The organism is Teichococcus aestuarii (genome assembly GCF_003116135.1).
Taxonomy (GTDB): domain Bacteria; phylum Pseudomonadota; class Alphaproteobacteria; order Acetobacterales; family Acetobacteraceae; genus Pseudoroseomonas; species Pseudoroseomonas aestuarii.
Map to the genome: position 1 here is coordinate 1 of NZ_PDOA01000030.1, position 17196 is coordinate 17196.

The 17196-nt window shown below is 65.9% G+C and carries 13 protein-coding genes; 3 read left to right on the forward strand and 10 right to left on the reverse strand.

From position 1 onward, the window contains the following. Positions 1-516: 516 nt before the first annotated feature. The 7 genes from CR165_RS24705 to CR165_RS22425 form a co-directional block, all read right to left on the reverse strand. Positions 517-1560: a hypothetical protein gene (locus CR165_RS24705; protein ID WP_146202006.1), complete on the reverse strand. Its 1044-nt coding sequence runs from the start codon at positions 1558-1560 to the stop codon at positions 517-519. A gap of 67 nt (positions 1561-1627) precedes the next feature. After that, positions 1628-2257, reverse strand: coding sequence for a hypothetical protein (locus CR165_RS22400; RefSeq protein WP_109519135.1), 630 nt, complete (start codon positions 2255-2257; stop codon positions 1628-1630). 140 nt (positions 2258-2397) lie between these two features. Next, positions 2398-6066, reverse strand: coding sequence for a CHAT domain-containing tetratricopeptide repeat protein (locus CR165_RS22405; protein WP_109519136.1), 3669 nt, complete (start codon positions 6064-6066; stop codon positions 2398-2400). 98 nt (positions 6067-6164) lie between these two features. Further along, positions 6165-6659 carry a hypothetical protein gene (locus tag CR165_RS24710; protein WP_146202007.1) on the reverse strand — a complete coding sequence of 165 codons (495 nt, stop codon included), beginning with the start codon at positions 6657-6659 and terminating at the stop codon, positions 6165-6167. A 170-nt stretch (positions 6660-6829) separates the two neighbouring features. Then, positions 6830-7225 carry a hypothetical protein gene (locus tag CR165_RS22415; RefSeq protein ID WP_109519138.1) on the reverse strand — a complete coding sequence of 132 codons (396 nt, stop codon included), beginning with the start codon at positions 7223-7225 and terminating at the stop codon, positions 6830-6832. 124 nt (positions 7226-7349) lie between these two features. Then, the gene (locus tag CR165_RS22420; protein WP_181378310.1) at positions 7350-8708 is read right to left on the reverse strand and encodes an AAA family ATPase; all 1359 of its coding nucleotides are present in this window, start codon (positions 8706-8708) and stop codon (positions 7350-7352) included. Positions 8709-8808: 100 nt separating this feature from the next. Continuing rightward, positions 8809-10044: a hypothetical protein gene (locus CR165_RS22425; RefSeq protein WP_146202008.1), complete on the reverse strand. Its 1236-nt coding sequence runs from the start codon at positions 10042-10044 to the stop codon at positions 8809-8811. A 305-nt stretch (positions 10045-10349) separates the two neighbouring features. On the opposite strand from CR165_RS22425, the gene CR165_RS22430 reads away from it, so the two are divergent. Then, positions 10350-11429, forward strand: coding sequence for a hypothetical protein (locus tag CR165_RS22430; protein ID WP_109519141.1), 1080 nt, complete (start codon positions 10350-10352; stop codon positions 11427-11429). 202 nt (positions 11430-11631) lie between these two features. On the opposite strand, the gene CR165_RS25245 is transcribed toward CR165_RS22430, so the two are convergent. Genes CR165_RS25245 through radC form a run of 3 tightly spaced genes read right to left on the reverse strand, consistent with a single transcriptional unit; the run spans position 11632 to position 14215 of the window. Continuing rightward, the gene (locus CR165_RS25245) at positions 11632-11778 is read right to left on the reverse strand and encodes a hypothetical protein (RefSeq protein ID WP_181378311.1); all 147 of its coding nucleotides are present in this window, start codon (positions 11776-11778) and stop codon (positions 11632-11634) included. Then, complete coding sequence (locus tag CR165_RS22435) at positions 11778-13517, reverse strand: class I SAM-dependent methyltransferase (protein ID WP_109519142.1); 1740 nt, start codon at positions 13515-13517, stop codon at positions 11778-11780. The genes CR165_RS25245 and CR165_RS22435 overlap by 1 nt, the downstream gene beginning before the upstream one ends. 56 nt (positions 13518-13573) lie before the next feature. Beyond that, entirely contained in the window at positions 13574-14215 is a 642-nt protein-coding gene (radC, locus tag CR165_RS22440; RefSeq protein ID WP_245906695.1) for a RadC family protein, read from the reverse strand. Between the two features lie 418 nt (positions 14216-14633). Between radC and CR165_RS22445 the strand changes: the two genes are divergently transcribed. Beyond that, positions 14634-15320 carry a thermonuclease family protein gene (locus CR165_RS22445; RefSeq protein WP_219929834.1) on the forward strand — a complete coding sequence of 229 codons (687 nt, stop codon included), beginning with the start codon at positions 14634-14636 and terminating at the stop codon, positions 15318-15320. 59 nt (positions 15321-15379) lie between these two features. Next, positions 15380-16297, forward strand: a complete 918-nt coding sequence (locus tag CR165_RS22450) for a 3'-5' exonuclease (protein ID WP_109519145.1) — start codon at positions 15380-15382, stop codon at positions 16295-16297. The last annotated feature ends 899 nt before the right edge of the window (positions 16298-17196 follow it).

Genomic DNA, 17196 nt, shown 5'->3' on the forward strand with positions numbered 1-17196 from the left:
CGATATCCGCGGCCACCCGCGTCGTCATTAACGTCGACCATAATGTCGGCTCGAAGCTCCCCACCTGAAGGCGAGGCACCACAGCACCGGCACGATTGGGAAGAAGGGTGTTCCGGCCGCGCTTACGATCGATCGGCATGGCGGCGATTACGCCTACCTGGAGCACCGCTAAGATGCTCAGCACGGCGTAGTGGTGCTGGAACTCCTGGAGGCGGTCCTGCCGACGCCAGAGGTTGTGCAGGCAGGCCGGGAGGAGCGCCGCGCGCCCACACCCAGCACCAGCTGGCGGGAAGCCTGGAAGCGCCGGGTGCAGGCTCTCAACGCCCGAGCGCGGAGGGGGGTACGAAATGCCGTTCGCCCATTGAACCCCCTAGATTCAAAGGGGAAAGGCAGGAGAGCAGCGCTCCAGCCTGAAGGTCAGCGCCCCCCGGTCGACAGGCAAAGAGGCGATGAGATCATGCTGATCACGGCAGAATCGCGGGAAACCGATGCCGTGCGCGATAAGCCATGATTATCTCAGATTGGGTCAGACGGTGCGGCGCTGTCGTAAATGAGATAGTCGATCAGCGTCACTTCAGGCAGATGAGACGTGCTGGCAGGCTTATTAGCTTCTTTGGCAGCCGACATGAACTCACGGCCGTCGAGGATCATATGCATCATCGCACGGAGTTCCTCGTAATCGAACTCTCGTGGCTCTGGATCGTGGCCGAAAATCCAAGCCGCTGCATTGTGGGGCAGCTTTGTCCCGGCAGGCCAAAAAAATGCCAAGAGTTCATGCATCCCATCAGGCGGTTCAATCGGCATAAGAGGAGAACGAAAGCTCGAGCGTGGCACGCTCGCCTGCAGTCTGATCAGGCGGTTGATGCAAGCATAACGGTTATAGAGAGCACCGGTCACTTGATGGTGGGAAGGTACGGACGTAATAATTGCAATATGACCATCGCTTGGTGCTTCGCATACCACGCGGCAAATTTCTCCAATGTGGAACCGCGCTTCAACAGGAGGTGCATTTTTTCCTCTATATCCAAAAGGAAGGAACCGGTCATCCTGTGGCGATGGTATGGACGGAGGTGGTAGCTTCCTCTCAAACATCAGTTGCAGAGCCGGAGCCTGTTCGGCTTTCGCCTGTTTGGCCATGTCCTTGCGCAGCCATCCTCGTGCATCGCCATCACGTTTGATGGCTTCAAGCACCTTCTGCTTAAAGACCTCATCGGACACAGCAATAAACTGCTTCTTGTCCTCGCTCCATTTTCCCCAGACATCGCTTTCTAGGCCAAAATGGTGCAAACCGAATGTCTGATGAACAGCTGCGATATGCTGCGGCAGGTAGTGCCAGTAGCCGGTTCGGAGCTGAGAGATCCTCTTAACGTCTATGGCACCCGGCCGTCCCGCCATCCGTTCGACAATATTTTTATTAGATTTTAAATTGAGCTCCGGAAGAGCCTCATTCATCAAGAACTTAATCTTATCTTCGAGTGGAGGACGGACAGGCGGTCCCATCTCATTTCGTATTTCCTGTCGGGTGCGCTTCCCTTTGGTTGTCTTCTTACCATCAGACATTTTGGATCTCCTCAATTTATAGTGGCAGCCGCCAGACACCGTTACTGGCGGCTGAATGGAATGGTTATCAGTAGGCAGCGCGCAGATGGCGCATCAGGGAACGAGCGCCCTGGGCCAGCGCTTCTGCTTCCGGCCCCTCGCATCCGGTCTGGGCCTGGAAGACGCGCGCATCGCGCTGACCTTCGCTCTGCACCTGCCCAACCGCTGTTTGCCCATCGAGCAGCGGTGCCAGCAGCGGCCTGACATCGAAAGGGTTCGCCGAGGCCTGGCTGCCGTTCATCCTCTCTCCCAGGATTTTTAAGGCATCGAGGAGAGTACCTCCCGCAGCCGTGGGATTCATGGCGCGGTTCGCCATGAAGCGCTCGATCCGCATCTCCAGGCCCGCCGGCAGCAGCAGGGGACACAGAAAGATCTGACTCAACTCTTGGCTGAAGCTCTTCAGGTACAGGGTAAGCCCCTGCGGGATGCCGTGCTGCTCGGGCAAAAGGCCGATGCGAAAGTTCATCAGGGTCGCCATGTCGCTTTCGATCAGCGCGCGGATCAGCCGCGGCTGCTCGAAGGCATCGTAGCGCAATGCGGCCTGCGGCTGCGGCGGCAGTGCAGTCGCGTGGGCAGGATCGGCATGCGCATTCTCCGACATCGACAAGGCCGCGGTGATAGCGAGAGCCAGAAAAGCACTGTGCAAACGGGTGAGCATCGGCCTGATCCTCCGGTCGTTCGCTGCTCCGGAAGGGAGCGGCGTATGGAGGTTCTTTTGCGCGGATCATCGCAGGCAGAATATTCCGCAGAATTCCGCTCTGCACTGCGGCTACCTGCGGCTCGACCGTGAGCAGCATACTAAACGCCGGTGAGAGAAAAGGCGGCCCAATAGAAGGGCATGGCCAGGCGTTGGTCGATGGGAGGCGGCGGCTGTGCCGGTGCGTCTTTTTCTTCTGATGTCTGATCTTCCGGCTCGTCCGGCAACGGCTGGCCGAAGCGCATCATGGCTTCAGCCATAGCAAACACGGAATCGGGGCCTCCCGGCTGAGCTGCTCTGGCTGCGTCACGCAAGCCAAGCTGGGCCAGCCGCAATGCCTGCGCAGGCGACAGGTCGTGACGCAGCAGCAACCGGAAGAACGCTTCGGCTAGCAACTGCGTGGCCCGGGCGGAGACGAACCAGTGCGAAGCCAACACGCTGGGAATGCCAGCCTCCAACAAGGCCGCTGGCAGGCCGATATGCTCGTCGGCCATCTGCAAACCGATCCGGCCGCTTTCGCAGGCACTGAGGAAGGCCAGGCGGGCCGCCGGAAGTTCGAGGGCGCGTAGGGCGCGCACGCTCAGCACCTCGGGCAGGATTTGCCCATCGGCCATGGTCCGGCTGGCCACCTCCAGCCCTGAGCCATCGGGATCGGCGGGGTCAAAGCCGCCGTGGCAATAAAGGGAAAGGAAGTTCCAGCCAGCCCCGCCGGGACCGATCTCAGCCACCAGGGCAGCAGCGGTTGCCGCGCCATGGCGCAGTTCCTTGCGGCGGCCGGACGCGAAGGCGGCCCAGGCCGGATTGGCAGACACGGCAATGTTCGGGTCAGCGGTGGGATTGGTCACGGCGAGCAGGGAAGCACCCTGACGAGCCGGCTCGGCAGAGCGGACGCGAGCATCAAGCAGGGCTTGCGGACTGGGAACATAGCTGACCGCATAATCGTCGAGGAAACTGCACCACTTGCCGGGCAGGCCCGGGCTGTCCGCGACAGGCTCGCCGGCGGTGTGCAACGGTATGGCGGCGAGATGGCCCGGCAGGCAGAGCACCACCTCCGAGCCCCGGGAAAGGCCGATGGCGCGGAGATGGTCGCGGAGCGGGCACATCAAGCGTTGCCACAGGGCGTGGAGCACATCCTCGATCACCTTGCCCCAGCGCACCACCACCTCCGCTGAAACACCGATTGGTCCCGCCTGCTCGATGGCGCGCGCGAAGTCAGCATAGCCCGCGAACCAGGTGGTGGAGACGGCGGGCACCGCGTCGCTCTGCCGGTCGCTGCGACCAAACAGCAGAGCATGCACACTGGGGCCGTCCAGCCCGGGCAGTTCCAGCACGTCGATGGCAGGTTCCTGGTCCATCGCAGCATCCTCCCGATGGCGCAGGAGCAGGATCGCGGCATGCCAACGTGTCAGGGTGATCAGGGCGAGCGCGCCCTGCGGAGGAATGGTGGCGGCCAGGGCGGCCGGCGAGGAGTAAGGCGGCCTCTTGATACCCGCGGCTTGGCGCGCGGCCTGGTAGTCGCTCCAGGCCTGTCGAACGGATTCCGTGGCAGCGTGGCGGCGGGCAGCAAGCTTCGCGAGATCTGCCGTAGCCAGGAACGAGCTTGTCGCCAGGGCCGCATCGGCCATGTCCGCGGCATGGCAGGCATCACGCCAGGCATTTCGCGCCGCACGCAGGCTTTGCGCCTGGGTGGTGTCATCAGCGAGGTGATCGGCGGCCTGGGCGGCGGCGAGGAGGACAGCACGGCCCCGGCCGGCAGCATCGAAGGCGTCAGCGTGCCGTCCCAGGCGCAGACAGGCGAAGGCCAGCAGATCGCCAAGCCCCGAGATGGCGCCAAGAAATTGGCGTTGCTGAGCCATCGTCGCAGCGTCATCGACGGCGTCGAGAGCGAGATCCAAGGTCGGTGAGAGGATGTCGGCAGCCTCTGCCCAGCGGCTTGCCGTGAGCAGCGCCTTGGCCTGTGCGAGTGCTGTTCTGATGTGATCAAGCGGTGCGCGCTCGCGGGTGTATTCGATCAGGGCGTCGCGATAGGCCTGAACGGCGTTGTCAAGCAGTCCCGCCTCGCCCTGCGCCTCCCCGAGTTGCGAGAGGGCATTGCCGAGGTTGTGCTGGGTCGCGGCCCAGTCGCGCGGGGCGCGCTCGCGGGTACGCTCCAGTAGGGCGTTGCTATACGCCTGGACAGCGTCGGCCAGCAGCCCCGCCTCGCCCCGCATCTTCCCGAGTTGCAAAAGAGCGTTGCCGAGGTTGTTCTGGGTCGTGGCCCAGTCGCGCGGGGCGCGCTCCCGGGTGAATTCCAGCAGGGCACTGCGATAGGCCTGGACAGCGTCGGCCAGCAGTTCAGCCTCGCCCCGCATTTGCCCAAGCGGACGCAGGGCGTTGCCGAGGTTGTTCTGGATCCTAGCCCAATTTTGTGGGTCGTGCTCGCGGGTGTACTCGAGTAGAAGGTTGTGAAAGGCCTGGGCAGCGTCGTACAGCAGTCCTGCCTCCTCCCGCATCTCTCCAAGCTTGGAAAGAGCACTACCGAGGTTGTTCTGGGTCGTGACCCAGTCGCGCAGGGCGCGCTCGCGGGTGTGTTCCAGCAGGGCATTGCGATAGGCCTGGACGGCATCAGCCAGCATTTCCGCCTCGTTCTGCATCTCCCCAAGCGAGTACAAAGCGTTGCCGAGGTTGTGCTGGGTCGCGGCCCAGTCACGCGGAGCGTGCTCACGGGTACGTCCAAGCAGGGCGTTGCGATAGGCCTGTACTGCGTCGACCAGCAGTTCAGCCTCGCCCCGCATTTCCCCAAGCGATTGCAGGGCAGTGCCGAGGTTGTGTTGTCCATCGGCCCAGTCGCGCAGGGCGCGCTCGCGGGTGTGTTCAAGCAGGGCATTGCGATAGGCCTGGACGGCGTCGATCAGCAGTTCAGCCTCGCCGCGCATTTCCCCGAGCAATTGCAGGGCAATGCCGAGGTTGCTCTGTATCGCAGCCCAGTCGAGCGGGGCGCGCTCGCGGGTGTATTCCAGCAGGGCATTACGATAGGCCTGGACGGCGTCGTCCAGCAGTCCCGCCTCGCTCCGCATCTGCCCAAGCGAATGCAGGGCGTTTCCCCGGATCAGATTAATGCCCGACACAACCTTCGGAAGAGCCTGTATTGCAGGAAAATCCAGTAGGGTCCTGGCCAGTGTGATCCGCTTCTCCGCAGTCGCGGGGTCATCAGCGCCGGCCAGTTCATTCAGGTGCTGGACCATGGCGCTGATCTGCTTGCGCGAAGGCTCAGCCGGCGGCAGCTCTGCCAGGTGCGGCGCCAGCGCCGCCTCCCATCCCCGCTCCGCCGCCTCCGCCAGCACCGTGCGATGCGCCTGCAGGTTGGCAATCATCGCCTCAAGCAGCCCCGCCAGCAGCCCCTCTTCCAGCAGTTGCTGCGGTGCCTGCTCGGCCAGGCCTGCCAACCAACGCCAGTCCGGCGCCTGCGTCATCCGCTCCGCCAGCCGCACCAGTTGCCTGCTGCGTTGCGCTTCGATAAAGGGTTGGAACGCGGCCTGAATGCCTTTTCTATGGCAGTCCTGCAACAGGTCGGCATGCCAGAGGAACATCGCCCGCCGCTGGCTGTCCCCCGGCTCCTGCACCGCGGCCGCCCGCAGCGCTGCCTCCGCTTTCCCATCGAGCAGCGCTGCCGCATGTGCCGCGACAAAGGCCTGCGTCTCCTCCAGCGTCTGCGTTGCCAGAAAGGCCTGCAGCAGCCCTTCCAGCTCTTCTGGCTGGTCATTGCCTGGCCCACCCGTTTCCGACGCCATGTCCTGCTCCGCTCCGGCTGCTCGACAATGCGATTGTGTCTATTGGGTGCGTGATCGCAAGGACCCGCCTCCGACAATCAGCCGGAGGCGGGTCTGCCTTACCGCCGCGTCGCCCGCCCAAAGACAGACCCCAGCCAACCCGGCCGCGACGCCGTGCCGAACTCGCGCGTCAACCTGCCGCCCTGGCCCAGCACAAAGGGCTGCCTCTGCGCCGGCGGCATCGGCGGGGCCTGGGTGTAGGGCCGGGCCGGGCCGGGCATCCCCCGCGGCTTGAGCATCATGTAGGGGAAGTTCGTCCCGCGCTGCGGCATCGACTGCGCCGCCGCCGGCAGCGCGCTCAGCAAAGCCGCCAGCCCCAACCCCAACGCCGTCCTCATCATCACGCTCTGCATCGTCCTGGCTCCTCTGCACCGGGCTTCCGGCACCTGCCGGTTCCCCACTTTTTCCTTAGATCCTTCCAGGCTCTCTTTCGGATTCCCAAGAATTCCAGGTGGGTTCAGGACGAGGGGGAAAGAATTGATCAGCCTCTCCAGCCGCACCCCATGCGCCATCGGCTTATCGTCATTCCCAAAACCATGGATGAGCAGGGCCATAGGGCAGCCTTGCGCAGCCTTCTGCGTGCTGCTTCGCTTTTCAGTTGATATTTTCTATCTTCTGAAATCGTCTCTGGATTATTCCGCGCCAACATAGCGTTGCGGCCAAGCGGCCCGCCTTGGCCCCCTTGCACGCACGAGGCTGCGGGGTCTCTTCCTGGCTGCGTCGCTTATCGTCTCCTTCCAGCGGCGGGGTTGCGCACGCCAGCCTCGTTCCGTGGAATGGTCGTGATGATCTGTCCGTTCGGCCGGGTCACCACGGCGGCATCCCTGCCCTGGTAGCGTAGGAAGGGCCGCCCCAGCGCGTCGACGCCCTGGATCGTGGTCTGCGGGTTGCGCGCGGCATCCAGCATGGCTTTCGGCGACACACCACGGCCATCGTCACGGCCGATCGCCTGGTGCAGGCCATGCCGCGTATGGCCGGTGATGCGATGGCCGACCACCGGGGCAGGCTGCTGCGGCGCGGTTTGCTGCGGATCGCCCACCGGCGGGTCCGGCCTTGCCGCCGCGGGCGACACGCCCAGCAGCAGTGCAGCCACGCCCAACGCCATCATCCTGCGAGTCATGCCTGCCTCTCCCTTCCCTGGCTACCGGCCTCCGCCGATCCACCACGAGAAGTGCGAGACACGTATGTGGCCTGAACATTCCTAAAAATTCCTGCGTTGCCAGTCCGTCCAGGTGGGGCGCTGGTCAATGCAGAACCCGCATCCGCAGCCCCTCCGACAACAGGGCTTGCAGCAGCGCGCGCAATTGTCGCAGGCAGCGATGCTGCTTGTAGTGCTGCCGTGCCAGTTCCAGACGCTCGGGCGCGATCGGCGGCAACATCGCCACGGTGGTTTCCAAATCCCGCGCGATGCCTTCCAGCAATTGCCTGATCGTGGTCGGCAGCATGTCCTCCGTCGGCGGAGCCACCGCAAAACAGGCCAGTCGCGAGCGCAGCGGAGCCGGGATGCGGCTGATGTCGTTGGCGGTCAGGATCCAGGTGATGTGGCGGGTATCCACCTCGACGCCCAGGAACTCGTCGAGCGTCCCCCGCGCAGTCTCAGGCTCCAGAAAGCCGAGCAGCGCCTGGGTCCAGGCGCCGTGTTGACTGTGCTCCACCGCCTTGTCGATCTCATCGATCACCAGGCCAGGATTGGCAGCGTCCTGCCGTGCCATCAGGAGGGCTGGCAGGGAGGCCTGAGCACTGGCCCAGCCCCGCGCGGTGCCCAGCAGCAGCCGCACATCGGAGCTTCCGGCGACCGAAAGCAGGTGATGCGGGATGCCAGCCAGTTCCAGCAGCCGGCGGGCGAGGTGGCTCTTGCCGCAGCCAGGCGGACCATGCAGTAACAAGGGCGGCAGGTGAAAGCTCGCCTGACCGGCATAGCGGCGCAGGGCAAGCGTGTCGTGCATCCAGCGTATCACTGGCGCGGCCTGTGGCATCTCGGCTTCCATCCGGGCTGCCAGTGCGGCTGGATCGGGTGCGGGCAGCAGCCGCACCCCTTGGTACAGCGGCTGCAGTGCCCGCAGCCGCTGGTCCATCTGCGGATCGCCGGTGAGCGGGATCTCCGCGCACAGGGAGCGACGTGGGATGGCGGGGGAGGGGAGATCCACCGGCAGAGCCAGCCTCTCGCTCTGCGATGCTTGGGTGGACAGGACATAACGGCGCCACGCAGCCTGGGCCATGCGCAGGCGCAACCGGAGGGCGGTGCAATGGGTGCCATCGGCCGCCGTGCTGAGGCGCTCGGCCCGGCGCTGAAGCAGGGCCGAGGTCTCCACCGCGGCCTCCGCATCGCCGGCCAGGGCCGCGGCCATCATCACCAGCAGATCGGCATGCTCACGCTGGACCGCCTTTGGCCACCGCCAGTCCCGATGGATCTCTTCCAGCAGGCTGCGCGCCGCCGCTGCGGTCCTTGCCGGCTCAGCGGATGGCAGGCGCCCCGGAATGGCCACGCCGCGCTGCCGACGCGGGGAGGCCGTTTCGAGATGCATGGTGAGCGCCGCGATCAGCGTGGCGGGTTGCAATCCATCAGGAGGACCGATCCAGTCCAGGTCGAGGGTGCGGGGCATGACAACACGGCTCCTGCTCCTGGCGCACCACGCCGGAGGATGAGGGAGAGGAGAGATCAGGACGGTCCCGCCGCACCGGGCGGCGAGACCTGTCATGCTGCTATTGCAACCGAACGGGGATGCGGACCGTCTGACCGACGCCCAGCCGTGGCGTATGGATATCCGCGGTGCTGCTGCTGGCCGAGGGCAGGCGCACGCCGAGGGTCACGCCACCACCGCCGCCATCGACCAAACCCACAATCGAAATCGAGTTGCCCTCGATCGGAACGACGACGCGAGTGGGTTGCCTTAGAAGCGGGATCCGCATCAGCGCACCACTGCTCGTGGTGACGCCAGCTATATCTCCATCTTGCTGGTCGGCGTCATAGGCGTCGATCTCGATGAGATTCACGGCACCAACCCTGATTTGCGCCGCCAGGGCTTTGGCCTGCGGCTCAGGCAGTTGCATCTGCGCCAGCAACGCCGTCTGATTCGCTTGCAGGGTGTTGATGGGCAGCGTCAAAACCATCGGGATCGGCTCCATGCCGAATGGCGCATCCGGCGGAATTGCGGGCGATACGGACGCATGCTCTGTCACGCTCGCCGCAAAGCGGCTCAGGCACATCGGCAGGTCCGGGGTGAGGGTCATCAGGCGCCCGCCCAGATGGGCGAGGTACCCGCTCCAGAAATCGCGAACAGCGCTCTGGTGGTGAGGGTTCAGGTAGGACGTTTCGGTATCGCACCAGTGAATCTGGGCCGGCAGGGCGCCCTCGCGTCCCGCCAGGCCGAAGGGCGTTTGCGATAAGGGCCTAAAGAAATGATTGCCTGTCGGGATCGCCGCCGCCATGGAAAAAATCGGTGAGCGGACGCGATCATCGTGAATGGGCGTGCCGACCAGCATCACTCGGAGCTGGCCATTGTGGACATGGTATCGGAGATTTTCAATCAGACTGGGGAGGCCGATCTGCCCCGGCGCACTGCCATCCCGCGGCGCGCCAGCCGCCACAGCAGCTTCCATCGCCGCGCGGATCGCAGCGAAAGCTGGCCGCAGAAGAGGCAGGCGGTGCCGATCATGCTGATAGGCCGGCTTGTCAGGGATGGCGATAGCAGCGATGCGGGTACCTCCGCGCGCCGAGAGCACTGTCAACTGATCCCCCGGCTTTTGCTGCATGAGCAGTTGCGCGAGCATATCCTCGATAGCCTCGCGCTGATCCGCGAGATAGTTTTGGGCGAGAACCACAACCGAGGAGGCCGCCGAAGCCGTGGGAATGTTGCTCGCGAACAGGAGGCAAGCCGCGGCAAAGCCCGCCATCAAGCGCGACGAGCGGGTATGAGGACGAGAGGTGAGCATCGGCATGACACGCTCCATGTGCAGAGGTTGTGGCTTCTTGCTATTCCCCTGCCCGAGAAAGTGTCTATTCCTGTAAATTCCTGATCGCGCCCTTGCCATGGCATGTCCTGCATATGCAGGGAGCAAGAACCACGCGTTGGAATGAGATTCTGTGGAAGATGGGTTCTCCTTCAAGGGCATGGCCTGCCACTTCCTGCCTGCAAGTTTCCTGATCAGGGAATATGAAGGAATTTCTGGAGTTCTGCTGAACGCCTAGACGTCCTCCAGGGCAAAGCGCAGGGCGCGCCAGCCGCAACTGGACGAGGTCTCCGATGAATCGCAACACCCCGCCCCAGAATCTGACCTTCACGCCGGTGACGGCCGATCGGCTGATTGATGTCGGCCCGCTGCCCGATGCGTCCATCATCGGCTTTGTTGGCAAGGAGAATGGCGAGGAGCACACCGTCAGGGCTTATGGCGAGGCGTTCCGCGCACTCAACGCCGAAGCCCGCGCCCGTGCGCAGGCCCGCTTGCCGATGCGGAGATCCGCTCTCGATCTCAGCAAACGTCGCGTGGAGCGGGTTACCCGGCGGTTCCGGCACATGGGCATGACCGAGACCTGGGAGAATGCAAAACCCGACGAACGCTTCAAGGCCAGTACTGGGGAACGCCTCGTATCAATCTTTCTCATGCTCGCCGGCTTTGCAGGGATCGGTGTGAGTGTCAGCGTTCTGACACAGTACCTTGAATCAGGCCCGCTGATGAGCCTATCCGGTTCGAGCCGCGTCGAGCTTCTGATGTATGGTAGTATCCTTTTCTTCGCCGCCTGGGGCAGCAAGGCGCTGGCGATGACGTTCAGCCGAGAGGCGCAGAAGCGCCTTTGCCTTATGCTGGGCGTTTTCGGCCTGCTATGCTTCCTCGGCTGGGTAGGCGCTACGGCCTATCTCTTCCAGCCGGACGCGAGCAGTATGAGTGGCACGGCGACCTCGCGCCTGGTTTCCACAACAAGCTCGGATGGAACGGGAGGTGGCATTGCCAGAGTGATCCTACTTGCGCTTCATCTCGCGGCAGATTCGGCTCTCGGTGCAACGGTCTTCATCGCGAGTGGCTTGGTCCTTTCCAAGGGCCGGATCCGGGAAGAGAAGCGCAGCTCGGCGGACGCCCTGGGCAACGATATGGCGGCGGAAGCATTTTATGATTGGGAGTCGCGCGCCTGCGAATTGGGTACGGACATCGCTTTGGCCGGTGAAGCCTATGAGGCTGGCTTGCAGCGCGCCATTGAGGCAGGTCATGCGCATTTCCAGCGGCTGAAGAGGCAACGCGATGCAGCTCTGGCGCTCGCCGAATATGAGATGCTGCGCTCCATTCAGGGCGCTCAGTCAGGCCCGCGGCGCGAAGCGCTGGACAGTTGATGAGAGGCCGGGAACCAAAAGGCTCCCGGCCTCTTTGAATCAGTAGACACGAGATTTGCACTGAATAGTGGTGAGGCATGTCCTGCATCTCTCGACAGCGCTTTGCCTGCGGTTGTCAGCTGAGGCAAATGGCGAGCGGTGACAATCCCGGATTTTCAACTGTCGCATCTGCCTTCGTGACCGCAGCTCTGGACGCCGAACCTTAGGCTGCGGCCACAGTGCGCATCAGGAAGACCGCAGCGGTGCCGTCTGGCATCAAGGCAAAGAGCGGCACGCCGCGCTCTGGGATATGATGCGCTTCGCAGAAGCGGTCCCACAGCGCACGCCGCGCCGTGATAGCTTGATCCATCACAGGCCCTCCCGGCTATCCCTCGGCATCGTCCACTCCGGCACCTGCTGATCCTGGTGCAGCCGCAGCCGCTGCAGGCCGACGGCGGCAAAGACCTGCTCTGGGTTGCAGCACTCTCCGCGGCCCGCGCCCAGCCCCCGCAGGCTCGCTCGCGCCTCATGCCCAAAGCGCACCGGCAGCAGCCGGTCATTGGCCTGGAGATAGGCTGCCTGCCACCAGCCGAGGATCCGCGCCTCCGCAGCGGCCAGGATGGGCGCCGAGGGCAGCCGGTCGCGCTTCAGCCGCTGGTTCACCTCCCGATGCGCCGGCAGCAGGTTCCACAGGTCACCGCAGGGCCAGGCGGACCAGGGGAACAGGTGATCGATGTCGAGGGTAGCCGACACCAGGGCACGCCCGGTCCAGGCGCAGCGCAGCGGCGCGCCGCTCTCCAGCAGGCCGAGCGCCAGACGGCGGGACAGCGCCACGTCGCGCTCCGGCTCCGCCCAGCGCATCGCCGCCGCGGCGGCCCCCGTGTCGAAGACCTGTGCCATACGCCGGGCGTAATCGCCCATCAGCCGCGTCCACTCCGCCACCAGGGCGGGCTCCACCCAGGCTGCAAAGCGCTGCAGGGCGCGCCAGAGGTGCAGCGGCACCCGCACACTGCCAAAGGACCGCAGATAGGCGCCGTCCAGCAGCAGGGCCTCTGGCGCGCTCCCTGGGCGGCTGCGCTGCACCGGCAGGATGGGGCCGCCCTGCGGATAGGTCATGTAGAGCGCCGGCATCCGGGCGATGGTTCTGGCGGCCTCGCCAAGCGCGGCATGCACCGCCTTCGCCGCCGCACCGCCGAGGCGGCTGCCGATCCGGAGGTCGGCCTCGGTGGCAGTTCCCGCCAGCAGCGCCCGAAAGCCGGATCCGGCAAAGCCCAGCCCCTCCGGCCCCGCATTGTTGGGCGCCTGCGGCAGCCCTGCCGCGACCAGGGGCCGGTACAGGCGGAGCCAGTTCAGCGCCAGCAGGCCAAGCGGCAGCACCATCTCCGCCTCGCCCCGGGGCTCGGCCAAGCCGGCGGCGCCGTCGGCGGCACGCAGCAGCGCGCGCAGCAGGCCGAGCTTGTAGGTGGTGCTCTTGGCGTCGTTGAGGATGACGTGGCGCAGCAGGGGCAGGGCGCCGGTGCCGTCATCCGGCAGGCGCAGCGCCACGCCCGTCCAGGACACCTCTGGACGACCCTGCTGGTCTGGCAGGGCCATCTGCCGCACCGGCATCAGGCCGTGGTCACGGGCCAGCGCCTCGATCTCGCCGAGCGACACCGGGTGCATGCCACTGCCCACCGGCGCAGGACCCTGCCGCAGGGTCAGGACCAGCAGGCCGCCGGGCTTGAGCAGGGTGCAGATCTTGCGGAAGGCGCGGGCCCGCTGCAGGGGTGGAACATGCTGCCAGACGGCGCTCAGCAGCACGGCGTCAAAGCTGAGCCCGCTCTGCAGCAGCCCGGCCAGTTCGGGCAGGGCGTCGGCGGTCCAGCGGATCCGGGGATCGGGATGCAGGCGCTGGCCCTGCTGCCGCATGGCGGAGGAGGGCTCGGCGGCCACCACCGCATGGCCGAGCGTGGCGAACCAGGCGGCGTCCCGCCCACTGCCGGCACCGATATCGAGCACGGCACCGGGCGAGGCGGGCAGGAGGTCACGCCACCAGCCATGCAGCGCCGCCGGCGGCACCGCCTCGTAGCGTGGCACCAGGGCCGCGGCTTGGGTGTCGTACCAGGACATCCGCGCAGTATCGCCGGCGGCCTGTGGCCCGGCCAGAGCCGCCCCGTGGCGCTCTCCTACAGCAGCCCCTCGCGCCGGAGGCTCAGGGTGCGCCCCTTGCCGACGATCAGGTGGTCATGCAGCACCACCGAGAGGATCGCGCCGGCCGCCTGGATCTCCGCGATCATCTTGCGATCTGCCTGGCCTGGTGTCGGACGGCCGTCCGGGTGGTGGTGCACCAGGATCAGCGCGGTCGCATGCAGCTCCAGCGCCCGCTTCATCACCGCGCGCGGGTCGACGGGCATGGGGTTCGCCGCATCCCCGGCCTGCGCCTCGTCGGCGATCAGGCGGTTCTTGCTGTCGAGGAACAGGATGCGGAACTGCGCGGTCGTCTCGCCTGCCAGGGCGGTGCCCAGATAGGTGGTCAGCCGGTCCCAGCTGTTCAGCACCGGCTGCTCCATCCTCTCCGAACAGGCCAGGCGCAGCGCGGTGGCCTGCACCAGCTTCAGTGCCGCGATGCTGGGCGCGCCCAGGCCCGATGTCTCCGCGAGTTCCTTCTCCGAGGCCGTCAGCACCTTGGCCAAGGAGCCGTGGCGATTGATCAGGGCCTTGGCCAGCGGCTTGGTGTCGCCCTGCTTGAAGGCAAAGAACAGCAGCATCTCCAGCAGCTCGTAATCGGCCAGCGCGTCCGGGCCGCGCTCCAGCAGCTTCTGCCGCATTCGCCCGCGATGCCCGTGAGGGCCGGTGCCCTCCGGGAAGGGCAGGGCGGAACGTGGCCCTGGCGGCAGGTCCGGGCTCCTGCCGATCCAATCCGCCTTGCTGCGCCGCAGCGGGCTCGAGCTTGTCTGGTCCGCACTCCGCTGGATGGCGGCCGTATCCTCCGCAAAGCCCGAAAAGCGCTGGACCGAAGGGGGAGGGTGGTGCGCCGGCCTCTTGGCCGAACGATCCCAACGCAGCCTGGCCAGATCCCGTGCCAAACGCATCAACCACACGGCTCGTGTCTCCCTTCTGGCGACCGCGCCCACCGGGCTGGGTGGTGGCCGGATCATTCTCGCCAGCCAGAAGGGATGGCTCAACGATAAAATCACGGAACCGTGAGCATGGGCGCGGGCAGGGCAGGCCGCTATGGTCCGCCGCATGTCCTTGCTTGTCCGCCTGCTGCTCGGGGTCACCCTGCTATTCAGCCATCCCGCCCGGGCCGCGGAGCTGTTGGGACAGGTGGTGGGGATCAGCGACGGTGACACGCTGACCCTGCTGACGCCGGAGCGGCAGCAGGTGCGGGTCCGCCTGTACGGCATCGACGCGCCGGAAAGCCGGCAGCCCTACGGCACACGGGCGCAGCAGGAGCTCTCGACCCTGGCCTTTCGCCAGGCCGTGCGGGTCGTGGTGGAGGATACCGACCGCTATGGCCGCACCGTGGGACGGGTGTGGGCCGGCACGGTCGACGTCAACGCCGAGCTGGTCCGCCGCGGCGCGGCCTGGGTCTACCGCCAGTACAATCGCGACCCGGCGCTGCCGCGGCTGGAGGCGGAGGCACGACAGGCCCGCCGCGGCCTGTGGGCTCTGCCTGCCAGCGAGCAGGTGCCGCCCTGGGAGTGGCGCAGCAACGGTGGCAGGGCGTCCGCGATCCCGTCGCGGCCGCCCGCCAGCCCAACGGCGGCCCCGCCCCAGAGCCGCAGCGGGGACGGCTTCAGCTGCGGCAGCAAGCGCTATTGCACGCAGATGAGCAGCTGCGCCGAGGCGCAGTTCCATTTCCGCCAGTGCGGGCTGGCGCGGCTGGATGGCGACCGGGACGGTGTGCCGTGCGAGCGGCTCTGCCGCTGAGCCTGCCGCCATCGCCCGCTCCTCTGGCGGGGTGCCGGGTGGAGTGCCATGCAGGCAGCATGCCCTGTGATGCGACCGACCCACCCAGCCCTGCCGCTCTGGAAGCCATGGCCGCCACCCTGGAAGCCAGCGGCCGCTACCGGGTGCTGCGCCGGGTGGAGCCCTGCGCGACCATCGCGCCGCCGCCGGGCACGCCCACCCGCCTTGGCCTGCTGCTCGACCTCGAGACCACGGGGCTCGACCCCGAGCAGGACGAGATCATCGAGCTGGCCATGCTGCCCTTCACCTACGGGCTGGATGGCACGCTCTATGGCGTGGGCGAGCCCTTCAGCCGGCTGCGCCAGCCCTGCCGGCCGATCCCGCCGGCGGTGACCCGCCTGACCGGCCTGACGGACGCGATGGTGGCCGGCCACCGGATCGACCCGGAGGAGGTGGCGCGGTTCATCGCCCCCGCCGCCCTGATCATCGCCCACAATGCGCGCTTTGACCGGCGCTTTGCCGAGCGCTTCTGCGAGGCCTTCACGGCCAAGCCCTGGGCCTGCTCGCTGGCGCAGGTGGACTGGGCGGCAGAGGGGTTCGAGGGCACGCGGCTCGGCTACCTTGCCATGCGCTGCGGGCTGTTCTTTGGCGGCCACCGGGCGCTGCATGACTGCGAGGCAACGCTGGCGATCCTGGCGCGGCCGCTGCCCCAATCCGGCGTCACAGGGCTCACACGGCTGCTGGAGACTGCCCGGCAGGCCTCCTGGCGGATCTGGGCGGTGGAGGCACCCTTCGAGGCCAAGGACCGCCTCAAGGCGCGCGGCTACCGCTGGAACGGGGATGCCACGGCAGGGCAGCCGCGCGCCTGGTATACCGATGTGCCGGAGGCCCTGCAGCAGGCGGAGCTGAGCTTCCTGTGGCAGGAGGTCTATGGCCGGGAGGTCGACCTTCCCCGGCAGCGTCTCACCGCCCAGGAGCGCTTCTCCGAGCGGGGGTGAGGAGGGTCGATCCGGGGGCGAGCCAGGCACCAAGGCCAGCTTTGCTGCCCCCGCCGCCTCCGCAAGGCTCGCGCCCGCCGTGGGCTGCTCCTGGTCGGCCTGCCAGGCGGCACGACAGCCGCGCCACGCGTCGCCCGATGAGCACACGCATGGACCGACGAGGATAGGCTTGCCCTGGTCTCCGGCCGGCATCCTGAAGCCTTGCCCGCCGAACGAGGCGAACGGATCGACCGGCTGGGCCCTCAGGCTTCGGCGAGATTGGCGGCCTTGGTGACTTTGTTGGCCATTTACTCAACCGTTGTTTGCCCGTTGTTCCAACAAGCCGGGGACGCGGGTCAACCAGGGCGTGATGGGGGTTTTGGTCATGCCGAAACCCCACTCCACCGAAACCTCCTCAAAACCACCGGGGGGCTAGTAAGCCCCTATAATAAAAGAAAAAAATCTCTCTTTTTTTATATTATAGGGTTTATCTAAGTGGGGGTGGGGAGGGGTCATTTTTCGTTTTTATAGACAGGGGCTCTACGGCTCCCACTCTTAGAGGGATGCCATAACCTAACCCCATAACCAAAAAACACGGAGAAATCAGGATTTTACGGGGCATGAGTTATGGCATTGGCGAAAATGCTAAAACCGTCCCGCCAAAACCTCGGGCTTGACCGCGATCACGGGTCTGTGCCGTTTTTGAGACGGCCGACCGGAGTGTCGGGCATCGCGTGTTCGAAGGGACAGGCAGTGGCCTTGCTGCTGGCTGCGTTTGACGTCGCCAAGGTGCGGCCATGGATCGCCAAGAGGGCGGCCTGAGGCAGGCTGAACCACACGACGCCAGGGCAACTGCAGCCAGCAGCACCTGCTGATCACCGTGCTGAAGGCAATTTTCAGCCGCCACACCCACTCCGGTC

Coding starts and splice junctions, on each gene's coding strand:
- CR165_RS24705 (WP_146202006.1), bottom strand. CDS start 1,560: ATGTCTGATGGTAAGAAGACAACCAAAGGGAAGCGCACCCGACAGGAA.
- CR165_RS22400 (WP_109519135.1), bottom strand. CDS start 2,257: ATGCTCACCCGTTTGCACAGTGCTTTTCTGGCTCTCGCTATCACCGCG.
- CR165_RS22405 (WP_109519136.1), bottom strand. CDS start 6,066: ATGGCGTCGGAAACGGGTGGGCCAGGCAATGACCAGCCAGAAGAGCTG.
- CR165_RS24710 (WP_146202007.1), bottom strand. CDS start 6,659: ATGGCCCTGCTCATCCATGGTTTTGGGAATGACGATAAGCCGATGGCG.
- CR165_RS22415 (WP_109519138.1), bottom strand. CDS start 7,225: ATGACTCGCAGGATGATGGCGTTGGGCGTGGCTGCACTGCTGCTGGGC.
- CR165_RS22420 (WP_181378310.1), bottom strand. CDS start 8,708: ATGCCCCGCACCCTCGACCTGGACTGGATCGGTCCTCCTGATGGATTG.
- CR165_RS22425 (WP_146202008.1), bottom strand. CDS start 10,044: ATGCCGATGCTCACCTCTCGTCCTCATACCCGCTCGTCGCGCTTGATG.
- CR165_RS22430 (WP_109519141.1), top strand. CDS start 10,350: ATGAATCGCAACACCCCGCCCCAGAATCTGACCTTCACGCCGGTGACG.
- CR165_RS25245 (WP_181378311.1), bottom strand. CDS start 11,778: ATGGATCAAGCTATCACGGCGCGGCGTGCGCTGTGGGACCGCTTCTGC.
- CR165_RS22435 (WP_109519142.1), bottom strand. CDS start 13,517: ATGTCCTGGTACGACACCCAAGCCGCGGCCCTGGTGCCACGCTACGAG.
- radC (WP_245906695.1), bottom strand. CDS start 14,215: ATGCGGCAGAAGCTGCTGGAGCGCGGCCCGGACGCGCTGGCCGATTAC.
- CR165_RS22445 (WP_219929834.1), top strand. CDS start 14,634: ATGTCCTTGCTTGTCCGCCTGCTGCTCGGGGTCACCCTGCTATTCAGC.
- CR165_RS22450 (WP_109519145.1), top strand. CDS start 15,380: ATGCCCTGTGATGCGACCGACCCACCCAGCCCTGCCGCTCTGGAAGCC.